Source organism: Streptomyces sp. NPDC058663 (assembly GCF_042716745.1).
Taxonomy (GTDB): Bacteria; Actinomycetota; Actinomycetes; order Streptomycetales; family Streptomycetaceae; genus Streptomyces.
Genome location: NZ_JBHXRV010000076.1, coordinates 1 through 12,624 on the forward strand (window position 1 = coordinate 1; position 12,624 = coordinate 12,624).

Below are 12,624 nucleotides of genomic sequence, written 5' to 3' on the forward strand. Positions count from 1 at the left end.
CGCTGTTGAGTTCTCAAGGAACGGACGCTTCCTTTGTACTCACCCTCTCGGGCTTTCCTCCGGACGTTTCGTTCGGTGTTTCTGTGTTTCTTTGTTTTCTTGCGTTTCCGACTCTATCAGAACCTTTCGGTCCTGATTCCCAGTCGAACTTGGGTTGCCTTTGCGGCCGTTGGGCCGTTCCGACGAGTGAGACATTAGCGGATTCCGGCGACCCGAATCAAATCGGGGTGTCGGCTTTCCTCATTCACGAATATGGGTACGCAAAAGAATGCGACAGGCGTCGCGTCTTGAGTCGTTTCCCGCATTGTGGATGGTCGTCCCGGGCCAGTCGTAACCGGTGCTCACATAGGACAACCCGAAGAACTATACGGACCGTCTCACCGGTCGTCAACCCGAGCGATCCCATTCCCCAGTCCACCGGCCTCACGCCCCCGCCCGCCGCCCGTTTCCGCAGACCTCGCGACGCTACGCCCTACGCCCTCTCCCAGGCCGACGCGTGGATATAATTTTGCACGGTCTGCATTTTTGCGTAATGTGCACCATGTGAAGAGCAAAGACGGTGCGCCAGGGCTCCGTGAGCGCAAGAAGCAGGCCACTCGGGCAGCACTCGCGGACGCCGCGGTGCGACTGGCCGCCGAGCACGGGGCGGAGAACGTCACCGTCGAGGCGATCAGCAGTGCGGCAGGGGTCTCGCCGCGGACGTTCTTCAACTACTTCGACAGCCACGACGACGCATTCCTCATGATCGACGCGGAGGTCGGTCAGCGGATCAGGCGCGCGGTACGCGAAGCACCGGCCATGCTCCCCGTGCTGGACGTGCTCCGCGAGGCATTTCTCGCGGAGCTGGCCGACGTCGCGGAACGCCACGAGGTCTGGGGCCTGCGGGCCAAGGTCTTCCAGCGTTCCCCGCACCTCCTCGCCCGGGGGATCGGAGCCCACCTGGCAGAGGAGCGGGAGCTCGCGCAGGCGGTCGCCGAACGGCTCGGGGGTGCGGAGGGCGACCCGGTCGGTCTCTATCCGCGGCTGGTCGCCGCCGTCGCCACCGCAGCGATCCGGACCTCGATCGAGGACTGGTGCGAGCGGACGCCGGGCGTCGAATTCGCCGTGGTCTTCGGCGAGGCCTTCGACCACCTGTCGTCCGGACTCGCCGCCCCGGCCGCAGCTGAGCCCGCACCTGACGGCCGGGCCGGCTGACGCCTGGCTGCCGCGCTTTCTCTGTTTTCCTGCCCGATCCCCCGGATCGACATCCGAAGAAGGACACCTTGAGTGCAATCGAGGCGCCCGACGAGGCGCCCACCTCCATGAATCACAAGCAGATACTCCAGGCCATGTCCGGGCTGATGGCGGGCATGTTCGTCGCCATCCTGGCCAGCACGGTCGTGGCCAACGCTCTCCCCCGGATCATCGCCGACCTCGGCGCGAGCCAGTCCTCGTACACCTGGGTCGTCACCTCCGAGCTGCTCGCCATGACGGCGACCGTCCCGCTGTGGGGCAAGCTCTCGGACCTCTACAACAAGAAGCTGCTGCTCCAGCTGTCCCTCGTGATGTTCGTGGTGGGCTCGCTGCTCGCCGGTTTCTCCCACGACGTGGAGCTGCTGATCTTCAGCCGGGTCGTGCAGGGGATCGGTGCAGGTGGTCTGACCGCGCTCGCGCAGGTCGTGATGGCCGCGATCATCCCGCCCCGCCAGCTCGGCAAGTACGCCGGCATCTTCGGTGCCGTCTTCGCGGTCGGCACCGTGGCCGGTCCGCTGATCGGTGGCCTGCTGGTGGACACCTCGTGGCTCGGCTGGCGCTGGTGCTTCTTCATCGGCGTGCCGTTCGCGCTGCTCGGGATCCTGCTGCTCCAGCGCACGCTGAAGCTGCCGACCGTACGCCGTGAAGTCAAGATCGACTTCCTTGGCGCGTTCCTGATCGTGGCGGGTGTCTGCGCGCTGCTGATCTGGACCTCGCTGGCGGGTCACCAGTTCGACTGGGCCTCCTGGCAGACCGCAGCACTGACCGGTGGTGGTGTGCTGCTGCTCGTCGCTGCGGTGTTCGTCGAGGCACGCGTGCCGGAGCCGATCATTCCGCTCACCATTTTCCGGAACCGTACGGTCACCCTCACCACGGTCGCGAGCCTTCTGGTGGGTGTGGCCATGTTCGGCGGCACCGTGTTCCTGTCGCAGTACTTCCAGATCGCACTCGGCAAGTCGCCGACGGTGGCGGGTCTGATGAGCCTGCCGATGATCCTGGGCCTGCTGGTGTCCTCGACCGTCGCGGGCCAGATCATCAGCAAGACCGGCAAGTGGAAGCGGTATCTGGTCGCGGGCGCGGTCATCATGACCGCGGGGCTCGCCCTCCTGTCGACGATCCACGCCGACACGCACTTCGGCCTGCTCAGCCTGTACATGGCCGTGCTCGGTATCGGCGTCGGCATGCTGATGCAGAACCTGGTGCTTGCCGCGCAGAACGACGTCCCGGCCACCGAGCTGGGCGCCGCCACCTCCGTGCTGTCGTTCTTCCGCAGCATGGGCGGCACGATCGGTACCAGCGCGCTGGGCGCGGTGCTGGCCAGCCGGGTCGCGACCGAGATGAACCGGGGTATGACCGAAGCGGGCATTCCGGTGCCGCCCGGCGACGGCAGTGACGCTTCCGTACCGGACATGACCACGCTGCCCGCGCCGCTCCGCGAAATCGTGGAGAACGCGTACGGTCTGGCGACCGCGGACCTCTTCCTGATCGCGGCGCCGTTCGCGGCACTGGCCCTGATCGCGGTCGTCTTCATCAAGGAGAAGCCGTTGAAGACGACCAGCGGCATGGAGCGGCTCGCGGAGGAGGCCGAGGCCTCGCAGGGCGGTCCGGCGGCGCCGGAGGGTGCGGCGGCGCGGGCTGGGGGCGCGCAGGTGTGAGGTGTGAGGTGTAACAGGTGAGAGGCCCCGGTGGCCCCTGAGGGGGTGACCGGGGCCTTTCGCGTGCGGTCGCGGCGTGTGTCCGCGCGAGGGGGGCTCCTTGGTTACGTGGTTACGTGGTTCCGTGCGGCGGGCGTACCTCTACGAACCAGCGGCGGCGCGGGCCCCGGTAGAGGAGGGCGTCCCAGCCGAGGGAGGTCAGCACCTCGGTGCAGCGCGCGAGTTGGCCGCGTTCCTCCTCGGCCGCTCCGCCGCCGGGCGGCCCGAGCCATTCGACGGCGGCGGTGTGGAACTCGTCCCCCGGGCGGACCCGGTAACCGGTGGCGGTGCGGGTGCCATCGGGGTCGGTGGCGGAGGGCGCCAGAGGAGCGGCCTCCAGGGCCAGGGCCACGGCGTTGAGGAACTGGCGCAGCTCCCAGGGAGCGGGGGTCGCCTCTGATCCCTGGGCAATGCGGCGGATCTGCCGGAGTCCTTCGAAGGCGGTCCGTACTGCGGCGGCCCGTTGCTCGGGCGGGCCGGGGGGTGGTGGGCCGTCGCCGGAGGCGGGGGTGAAGGGGTCCGGTGGGGGTGGGGAGGGTGCTGCGGGCATGGGGCAAGTGTCCCTTGGGAGGTGGGGTTTGGGGTGGGGGTTGGGGGTCGGAGTTGGTGGCTGGGCGGGCGGTGGGGGCGCCTGGCTGGGCGGGGCCGGAGGGTTCGGCTCCGCCGCGGGCCGCCCCCTTGCCCGCCCGTCCCGCCCCCGGGGGGCGGCCCCGCCGCCCAAGGGGGCTGGGGGTAAGGGGTAGGGGTCAGGGCGGCCGAGGGGGCTGGGGGACAGGGGTGTGGGCGGCCTCGCCGCCCAAGGGGGCTGGGGTGGAGGAAGTGGGGCGGGGGCGGTCCCGGCGCCCAAGGCGACGGTGGCTCCGCCGCATAGGAACCGTGGTGATTGGGGCCGTTCTGTTGTGCGCGGGTCGGGTGTGCAAGGGTCGGTGGTGGTTATGGGAGGGGCATGGGTGTGTTGGTGACGGTTACTGGCGGGTCCGGGGCGGGGAAGAGCACGCTCGCGTCTGCTCTCGCGGCTGCGGGTCCGGGTCCGACTCCTGGTCCGACACCTGGTCTGGGTCCGACCCCTGGTCCTGGTCCGGCTCCGGGTCCTGCTCCCAGCTCCGGTCCGGGCTCCGGTTCGGGGCCGGTGGGTGTCCTGCCGGTCCTGCACGGGGACGACTACTACTTTCGGGACCCGGCCCGCGGTGTGTGGGTGCCCGATGAGGCAGGCACGCCGCGTCTGGACGTCGGCGACCCCCGGTCGGTGGATCTGGCGCGGATCGACCGCGACGTACGCGACGCGCTCGGTTCCGCGCCCGCTGTCGTCGTGGAAGGGCTCTTCGCCCGGCAGGCCGCCGCGCCGGACGGATGCCGACGCTTCGACGTGTTCGTCGATCTGCCCGCCGACCTGCGGCTGGCCCGGAAGATCCGGCGCAAGTGCCTGCGCGACGGCTTCCCGCTCGATGTACTGCTGCGCAACTACCTGCTGTACCGGCGCGACGCGCACGAGGAGCACGTCGAGCCGGTGCGCCACACGTGCGACCTGGTGGTGGGCGGGGACGGTGATCCGGACGTGGTGGCCCGGCAGGTGTGGGAGGCAGCCGTCGGGCGCTGACCCCGCCCCGCCCGGACTCAGCGCTCGGTGCGGGCCCTGCGCACCAGGTCGGTGGCCGCTTCCCGCCACTGCGGGTGGTCGAAGGTGAACCCCTCCTCCAGGAGCCGGCCGGGGATCACGCGCCGGCTCTTGAAGAGGAGTTCGGTGTCGGTGCGCAGGGCGAACGCTCCGGCCTCGGCCATCCACTTCGTCGCGGGCAGTCCGAGGGGCATGCCCACCGCATGCCGCAGGGTGCGCATGAACGCGCGGTGCGGCAGCGGTTGCGGAGCGGCCAGGTTGACCGGGCCCTCGATGTCGTCCCTGGCGATCAGGAACTCCACGGCACGTACGACGTCCCGGTCGTGGATCCAGGAGAGGTACTGCGCGCCGCCCGCGACCGGCCCGCCGAGTCCAAGGCGTGTCATGCGCCGCAGGACGTCGAAGACGCCGCCCGGGTCGGGGCTCATCACCATGGCGGCCCGCAGGGCCACCTTGCGGGTGTGCGGAGTGGCGGCCTCCGCCTGGGCACGCTCCCAGTTCCTGGCGATGCGGACGCTGTACTCCCAGTAGTCCGGTACGCCGGGTTCGTCACCACCGATGACACCGGTCGCCTCGTCGTGGGGTGCGTCGAAGCGGTGGGCGTAGAGGGTGGCGGTGCTCATCTGGAGCCAGAGCGCCGGGGGCTTCACCGCAGCGGCGATGGCCTCGCCGACGATCTCGGCGGAGTGCACGCGCGAGTCCATCATGGCCCGCATGTTGGCCTCGGTGTAGCGGCAGCTGACACTGCGGCCCGCCAGGTTGATGACGACGTCGCTGCCGTCCACCGCTTCGGCCCACGGACCGAGGGTTCGCCCGTCCCACCCGAGCTAGCCGGGACGGGACGGGGTCCTGGTCAGTACGACGACCTCGTGACCGGCCGCGGTGAACGCCCGGTTCAGGATCGCTCCGACCTGCCCCGTGCCCCCGGGAACCACTATCTTCATCGGGCTCTCCCTCGCTCTGGTGGCTTGAGCGTAGACCGCCGCTGAGCAGGAACGATCCACGGGGCCGCGCCCGTGGGCCGGTGATGGTCCCCCGCGCGCCCGGGCCCGTCACCGTACGGGCGTGAAGACCACCGGAAGCGACTGCGGCCCGCGGGTGAACACGCCCTGCTCGGTGACCGTCGCTCCCCTCGCCAGCCGTACGTCCGGCATCACGTCCAGCAGCTGGTTGACGCCGACCCGCACTTCCTCCCTGGCGAGCAGCGCGCCGACGCAGAAGTGCCGGCCGAGGGCGAAGGCGAGGTGGTCGGCGGCGGCGGAGAAGGCGTGGGTGGTGGAGAGGTCGTCGCGGAAGAGGTTGAAGGCGTCGGGGTCGGTGTAACGCTTCTCGTCGCGGTTGGCGGAACCGATAAGGCAGGTGACGGTGACGCCGGCGGGGATCGTGCCGCCGCTGACCCGCACATCGCTCGCTGACTGGCGCATGATCATGTGGACGGGCGGGGTGAGCCGCAGGGTCTCCGCGAAGGCCCTGTCGATCAGTGACCGGTCCTCGCGCACCGCGGCGAGCTGCTCGGGGTGGGTGAGGAGGTGGGCGAAGAGTGAGGCGATCGCCTTGTCGGTGGTCTCGCCTCCCGCGGCGAGCAGCAGGCTGCAGAACGCCTTGATGTCCTCGTCGCTCATCCCTACCCCGTCGACCTCGGCCGCGCACAGCGTGGACAGCAGGTCGTCGCCCGGCGTGTTCCGGCGCTCCTGGATGACCGGGAGCAGGTACTCGGCGAATTCGACGCGGGTGCGCTCGCCCGCCGCCGCGATCTCCGGGTCTCCCGCGAGGTTGCCGAGGAAGGCGACGACGGTGGTGTACCAGCCGTGGAATTTCGCGTGGTCGGCCTTGTCGAGGCCGAGCATGTCGGCGATGACGTTGACCGGGAAGCGGGTCGCGAACGCGTCGACGAGGTCGGCCTCACCGGTCTGGCGGAAGGTGTCGATCAGCTCGCGGGCGTTGCGTTCGATGACCGGGCGGAAGGTCTCCTCGAGTGCCCTGCCCCGGAAGGCCGGGGCGATCAGGGCGCGGCGCACCGCGTGCTCGCGGCCGCTGAGCTGGAGGATGGTGCGGCCGTGGACGGGCTCGATCTGCCAGTCGTAGTTCTCGGTGGTGAACTCGGCCGCCCTGTCCTTGAAGACGCGCTCGACGTCCTCGTACCGGGAGACGATCCAGCTCCGGGTGGCGTCGTGCCGGATCAGCGGGGCGTGCTCGCGCATCAGCCGGTAGGCGGAGTACGGATCGGCGGCGAACTCGGGCGAGAGGATGTCGGGAACCTCGGGGGGCGTGGTCATGGTGACGCTCCTTCGGCTGCGAGGAATGCGGGCGGGCGTGCAGGGGGCTGACGAGGGGGACGGGCGGGGCGCAGAGGACGTGATCGGCGGACGGAGCGTGGGGGGCGCGCCCGGCGGACAAGGAACGGTGGAACTGCCGGTGACTCCAGGGTTATTGATCACCCAACAGTCGGTGCGCGGGGCCCTCGGGGCTCCCTTGATACTTCCCCGCCCCTTCCTCACCAGCACCCTTCTTGGAACACTGCACGTGCTTGTGTCCGCCGACGACAAGGGTCCCCACACTCATGCCAGATCTCAACCGACGCAGGTTCCTTCAGATTTCGGGTGCGACGGCGGGTTTCGCCGCGCTGTCGGGAAGCATCAGCAGGGCCGCGGCGATTCCCGCCGACCGGCGCTCCGGGAGCATGCAGGACATCGACCACATCGTGGTGCTGATGCAGGAGAACCGGTCCTTCGACCACTATTTCGGCACGATGAAGGGTGTCAGGGGCTTCGGCGACCCGCGCCCGGTGGTGCCGTACGGGCTGAAGTCGGTGTTTCACCAGCGGGACGGCGCCAAGGAGGTGCTGCCGTACCATCCGCAGGCCGCCGACCTGGGCATGCAGTTCATCGCGGGACTCAACCACGACTGGGCGGGCGGCCACCGGGCGGTCAACAACGGGAAGTACGACCAGTGGATTCCCGCGAAGTCGGCGGGCACGATGGCGTATCTGACGCGCGAGGACATCCCGTTCCACTACGCGCTCGCGGACGCGTTCACCGTGTGCGACGCGTACCACTGCTCCTTCATCGGGGCCACCGACCCCAACCGCTACTACATGCTCACCGGGCACACGGGCAACGACGGCAAGGGCGGCGGTCCGGTCCTCGGCAACGAGGAGGCGGGGTACGGCTGGACGACGTACCCGGAGCGGCTGGAGAGGGCGGGGGTGTCCTGGAAGGTGTACCAGGACATCGGGGACGGTCTCGACGCGGGCGGGAAGTGGGGGTGGATCGAGGACGCCTACCGGGGGAACTACGGCGACAACTCGCTGCTCTACTTCCACGCGTACCGCAACGCGAAGCCCGGTGACCCGCTCTACGAGAAGGCGCGTACCGGCACCGACGCCAAGAACGGCGACGGGTTCTTCGACATCCTCACCGCCGACGTCAAGGCGGGCAGGCTGCCGCAGATCTCCTGGATCGCCGCCCCCGAGGCCTTCACCGAGCACCCGAACTGGCCTGCCAACTACGGCGCTTGGTACATCTCCAAGGTGCTGGACGCCCTCACCTCCAACCCCGAAGTGTGGGCCAGGACGGCACTGTTCATCACCTACGACGAGAACGACGGCTACTTCGATCACGTCGTGCCGCCCTATCCGCCGGCCTCCGCCGCGCAGGGCCTGTCCACCGTGGACACCTCCCTGGACCACTTCGGCGGCAACGCCAGGTACAGCGCGGGCAACTATGGACTGGGCCAGCGGGTGCCGATGCTGGTGGTGTCGCCGTGGAGCACGGGCGGTTACGTCTGCTCCGAGACCTTCGACCACACCTCGATCATCCGGTTCATGGAACGGCGCTTCGGGGTCACCGAGCCGAACATCTCGCCCTGGCGCCGGGCCGTCTGCGGCGATCTCACCTCCGCCTTCGACTTCTCCCTGGCCGACCCTGCCCCGGCGAGGCTGCCGGACACCGGCCGGTACGCACCGCCGGACAAGGAGCGGCACGACAGCTATGTGCCGAAACCGCCGGCGGCGGGTGCGCTGCCGAAACAGGAGCCCGGGGCCAGGCCCGCGCGGCCGCTGCGGTACGCACCGTACGTGGACGGGGCGGCCACGCCGTCGACCGGCAGGTTCACGTTGACCCTCAGCGCGGGCAAGGCGGCCGGAGCGGGTTTCTACGTGACGTCCGCGAACCGCACCGACGGTCCCTGGACGTACACCGCGGAGGCGGGCAAGGAGATTGCCGACACCTGGAACTCCGCCTATTCGAAGGGACGTTACGACCTCTCCGTGTTCGGTCCGAACGGATTCCTGCGCACCTTCCGGGGAACGGCGGCCACCGTGGGACCTGAAGTGACGGTCCGTCATGACGTGGCGAACGGCGGTCAGCTGGTGCTGACCGCGACCAACGGGTCCGCGGCCGCTTGCCGTCTTACCGTTGTCAACGCCTACGGCGGGCAGTCCAGTTCATTCACCGTTCCGGCGGGCGGGAGGGTCGTGCGGACCGTGGACGTGCGGGGCGGCAAGCACTGGTACGACCTGACGGTGACGTCGGCGACCGACAGCACCTTTCTGCGCAGGTACGCCGGCCACGTGGAGACCGGCGGGCCCGGCGTGAGCGATCCGGCGCTCGCCACGCGCTGAACTCCGGCCTTGCTGGGCGGGTTGGTGGGACACGCCCGGTCCCGCCAACCCGGCGGTCAGGGCTGGTAGTTGTACGGTGTGGTGGTGGTCAGCCGGACGAAGCCCAGGCGTTCCAGGATGGGGCGGCTGGTGTCCATGGCGTCCACCTGGAGATAGCGGTAGCCGCGTTCGGCGGCCTGGTGTGCCCGGTGGGCCACCAGGGCGCGGTAGATGCCCTTGCCCCGCCACGCGGCGGTGGTGCCGCCGCCCCACAGGCCGGCGAACCGGGCGCCCGGCGGGAACTCGGCGCGGGCGCCGCTGACCGGTTCGTCGCCCGCCATGGCCACGACGGCCGAAATCCGCTCCGGCGCCTCGGTGAGCTGGGCGAGCACGCGGGCGCCGAGGTGGGCGCCGTCCTCACCGAAGGCCGCCTCGTGGGCACGCACCAGCAGCTCGACGCCGGCCCTGTCGGTGACGGGGAGCAGGCGGACACCGTCGGGCAGTGGGGGCCCGGCGGGCAGGGCGGCGGTCTCCGCGACCATCAGGGCTTCCGGTTCCTCCGGCTCGAAGCCCGCCGCGAGGAGCCGCTGTCCGAGGTCGTGGGGTTCGTCGTGGGAGTACAGCTTCCATTCGAAGGGCAGGCCGCGGTCGCTGTAGTGCCGTATCTGAGCGGCGATGGCCGCGTCGGCGGTGTCCGCGGTGAGGCCGGACCAGAGGATGCCGTTCCAGTCGTCGGCGCCGCCGGTCTGCCGGACCACCCCGCCCGTGCGCTCCAGCGTGTTGCCGGGGCGGTCCGTGGCCGCATCCCGGCGCATCTCGGTGTCGAAGAGTTCCTGTACCCGTGCAAGATCCATCCGGTCACTGCACCATGCGGGCGGACGGCGCGCCACCGGGTTGTTCGCGCGCCTGCCGCGGCTCCTCGTGGGCGTCCCTGTTCGGGCGGCTCCCGCCGGTGCACCTTCGGGAGCCCCGGCCGTCAACGCGGTCCGCTCACAGGGTAGTTATGGGGGCCGATCATCTTTCATCCGTAGGCGAAGGACCCCTGTGAAGACCTCTGTGCGGCTGCCCCAATCCCCCTCCGGCTGGACCATGGCGGTCTTCGGGCTGCTCGCCACCTCGCTCGGTGTGGTGGGGCTGGTCGCGCCGGACGCCCAGCTCGCGATGATGGGTTTCGCTCCCGGGCCCGGCGCCGTGCGCGGCGCCGACGACCACACCCTGACGTTCCTGACCGCGTCCTCGATGGCCGCGGTCAACATGGGCGTGTACTACGTACTGGCCGCACTGGCGGACTGGAAGGCATTCTTCCGCTGGACGGTCCCTTTCCGGCTGCTGACGTGCACCGTCTTCACGCTGGCCGTGCTCACCGGGCGGGCGCCGGCCGGTTTCCTCGGAGTGGGCATATGGGAGGGGCTCGGCGCGGTGGCCACCGGTTTCGCGCTGCGCGTCGAGGCGCGGCGGGAACGGTGACCGTGACGGCTCCCCCGAGTATCGCGGGACAGCGCGGGCAGCCGTGGGGGGGAGAAGGGCGACATCGGGGTGAGAAGGTGGGGCAAAGCCGAATGTCCGACCGATTCACGGAAGAACGCAGCATGCCGAGTGAGCCCACCGCACCGCCTGCCGACCGTAGCGGCCCGCCCCCCGCTCCCGGCGCCCTGCCCCGCTACCGCACCGCGCTGCGGCGCACACCCGTCTCGGTGTGGAACGACGACGTGTCCGACTGGGCGGCGGCGCTCACCTACTACGCCATCCTGGCGCTGGTGCCCGCTCTGCTCGTCACGGTCACTCTGATCGGGCTGGCCAACCCGGATTCGACCCAGTCCCTGATCCGGGACATCTCCTCGGTCGCTCCCGCCGAGTCGGGGGCCGCGCTGCGGGAGACGCTGGAGCACGCGGTGGAGGGCACCTCCGCGCTGTGGATCCTGCTGGTCACCGGCACCATCAGCTCGCTGTGGTCCGCCTCCAGCTATCTGGCGGTGTTCCGGCGGGCGATGCACGCCATGCACCATGTGACGGACTCCCGGCCGGCGCTGCGCAAGGCGCACATCAACGTGGTGACCGCCGTCTGTCTGCTGCTCCTGCTGTTGACGAGCGCGGTGGCGCTGGTGCTGACGGGGCCGATGGCGCGCGGACTCGGTGACTGGCTGGGTATGGGGTCGGTGGGTGAGGCGCTGTGGTCGGGCCTGAAGTGGCCGTTGCTGCTCTGCTTGGTCGCCCTGCTGATCATGATCCTTTTCCACACCGGCCCGAAGGTCGCGAAGGGCGTGCGGCGCGCGCTGCCGGGCGGGGTACTGGCCGCGGGGCTGTGGCTGCTGGCCTCGGCCGGCTTCGCCTTCTACGCGACGAACATCGCCAGTTACAGCAGGCTGTACGGCTCGCTGGCGGGGGTCGTCGTCTTCCTCGTCTGGGTGTGGTTCGCCAACCTGTCCCTGCTGATGGGTGCCCAGTTCAACGTGGAGCTCCGGCGGCTGGACGGGCGCGGGCCCGGGCAGCTGCACCCGCGGGCGGTACGGAGGCCGCTGCCGGGGTGACGGAGCACCGGGCGGGCGTGCGCGCGGGCCCGGGGCGTGCCGGGCGGGTGCGGTCCGGCGCACCGGCATGCTCGTCCGGCATATCGACCCACCGGCACGCTCAGCGGCAGTCCTCGGCGTCGAGCACCCCGGCCGCCGGGTCCGCGTCCCTGGGCAGCCGCAGCGCCGCGTCCACCGCGGCCGGCAGCGGCGCGAATCCGAGCAGTCCCGCGGTGAGAGTCGCGGTGAGCGCGTGCCAGGTGCCCGGCCTCCGCAGCATCGCGTGGTCGCCGCCCGCCACGTTCACCCCGCAGGTGCGCGCGCCTGCCGCGCGGGCGCGGGCGGCCAGCTCCCAGGTGCCGCGCGGGCTTGTCGTACGGTCGCGGTCGCCGTGCAGCAGGACGACGTCCCGGTCCGCGAGCTGCTCGACCGGCTCGCCGGGCGGGCACCAGGGGGCGAGTCCGACGACTGCCCTGACCTGCGGATGGCCGGCCACGTGGAGGGCGGCCCTGGCGCCCATCGAGTGCCCGACCAGGACCACGGGCACCGGTCCGAGCTCGTCGGTCAGCGCGTCCAGGGCGCGCAGGGCGTCGGGTACGGGGTCGGCGCGGGCGCCGTTCCAGCCGCGGTGGCGGTAGACGGCGGTGCGCACGGCGAGAGCACGCCCGCCCGCCGTGCGGGCGATGGCCCGGCCGAAGGGGACCATGCGCCGCCCGGGAAGGTTCAGGGCGGGCGGGGGCTCCACTCCGTCGGCGCGTCCTCCGTGCAGCAGCAGGACGGCCGCCGTCGCTGTGCCGGGCTCCGCGCCGGGCCGGCCCTCCGGTGCCGGGTCCGGCCGGGCCTTTTCCCGCTCGCTCGCCCCTCGGGGTCGCATGTCCGCCTCCGCTTCTGGTGGGTGGGGCCCACTCGGGTTCTTCGGAGCGGGCGGCCGTGCGGATGGGTGTCCGCACCGCCGGGTTTCATGTGGCTCCACCT

The 12,624-nt window shown here is 70.7% G+C and carries 10 protein-coding genes and 1 pseudogene; 6 read left to right on the forward strand and 5 right to left on the reverse strand.

Annotated elements, in window-relative coordinates:
* Nucleotides 1–534: 534 nt before the first annotated feature.
* Both ACFWVV_RS35510 and ACFWVV_RS35515 read left to right on the forward strand, forming a co-directional pair.
* The gene (locus tag ACFWVV_RS35510) at nt 535–1,194 is read left to right on the forward strand and encodes a TetR/AcrR family transcriptional regulator (RefSeq protein ID WP_384345546.1); all 660 of its coding nucleotides are present in this window, start codon (nt 535–537) and stop codon (nt 1,192–1,194) included.
* A 68-nt stretch (nt 1,195–1,262) separates the two neighbouring features.
* On the forward strand, nt 1,263–2,888 hold the full coding sequence (locus ACFWVV_RS35515) for an MDR family MFS transporter (RefSeq protein WP_384345543.1): 1,626 nt from the start codon (nt 1,263–1,265) through the stop codon (nt 2,886–2,888).
* A gap of 112 nt (nt 2,889–3,000) precedes the next feature.
* On the opposite strand, the gene ACFWVV_RS35520 is transcribed toward ACFWVV_RS35515, so the two are convergent.
* Nucleotides 3,001–3,477 (reverse strand): hypothetical protein, encoded by a 477-nt coding sequence (locus ACFWVV_RS35520; protein WP_384345541.1) that lies wholly within the window; start codon nt 3,475–3,477, stop codon nt 3,001–3,003.
* 645 nt (nt 3,478–4,122) lie between these two features.
* Here ACFWVV_RS35520 and ACFWVV_RS35525 point away from each other — a divergent pair.
* The gene (locus ACFWVV_RS35525; protein WP_384345538.1) at nt 4,123–4,524 is read left to right on the forward strand and encodes a hypothetical protein; all 402 of its coding nucleotides are present in this window, start codon (nt 4,123–4,125) and stop codon (nt 4,522–4,524) included.
* Between the two features lie 17 nt (nt 4,525–4,541).
* Here the strand turns inward: ACFWVV_RS35525 and ACFWVV_RS35530 are convergent.
* Nucleotides 4,542–5,486: pseudogene (locus tag ACFWVV_RS35530) on the reverse strand (TIGR01777 family oxidoreductase).
* Between the two features lie 108 nt (nt 5,487–5,594).
* The gene (locus tag ACFWVV_RS35535) at nt 5,595–6,818 is read right to left on the reverse strand and encodes a cytochrome P450 (RefSeq protein ID WP_384345535.1); all 1,224 of its coding nucleotides are present in this window, start codon (nt 6,816–6,818) and stop codon (nt 5,595–5,597) included.
* Between the two features lie 284 nt (nt 6,819–7,102).
* Here ACFWVV_RS35535 and ACFWVV_RS35540 point away from each other — a divergent pair, with 284 nt between their 5' ends.
* Nucleotides 7,103–9,163 carry a phosphocholine-specific phospholipase C gene (locus ACFWVV_RS35540; RefSeq protein ID WP_384345532.1) on the forward strand — a complete coding sequence of 687 codons (2,061 nt, stop codon included), beginning with the start codon at nt 7,103–7,105 and terminating at the stop codon, nt 9,161–9,163.
* 56 nt (nt 9,164–9,219) lie between these two features.
* On the opposite strand, the gene ACFWVV_RS35545 is transcribed toward ACFWVV_RS35540, so the two are convergent.
* Nucleotides 9,220–9,996, reverse strand: coding sequence for a GNAT family N-acetyltransferase (locus ACFWVV_RS35545; protein WP_384345529.1), 777 nt, complete (start codon nt 9,994–9,996; stop codon nt 9,220–9,222).
* A 235-nt stretch (nt 9,997–10,231) separates the two neighbouring features.
* On the opposite strand from ACFWVV_RS35545, the gene ACFWVV_RS35550 reads away from it, so the two are divergent.
* On the forward strand, nt 10,232–10,609 hold the full coding sequence (locus tag ACFWVV_RS35550) for a hypothetical protein (RefSeq protein ID WP_384345564.1): 378 nt from the start codon (nt 10,232–10,234) through the stop codon (nt 10,607–10,609).
* Between the two features lie 122 nt (nt 10,610–10,731).
* Nucleotides 10,732–11,670 (forward strand): YihY/virulence factor BrkB family protein, encoded by a 939-nt coding sequence (locus ACFWVV_RS35555; protein WP_384345525.1) that lies wholly within the window; start codon nt 10,732–10,734, stop codon nt 11,668–11,670.
* Between the two features lie 100 nt (nt 11,671–11,770).
* Here ACFWVV_RS35555 and ACFWVV_RS35560 read toward each other — a convergent pair whose 3' ends face one another.
* Nucleotides 11,771–12,523, reverse strand: a complete 753-nt coding sequence (locus tag ACFWVV_RS35560; RefSeq protein WP_384345523.1) for an alpha/beta fold hydrolase — start codon at nt 12,521–12,523, stop codon at nt 11,771–11,773.
* Between the last annotated feature and the right edge of the window lie 101 nt (nt 12,524–12,624).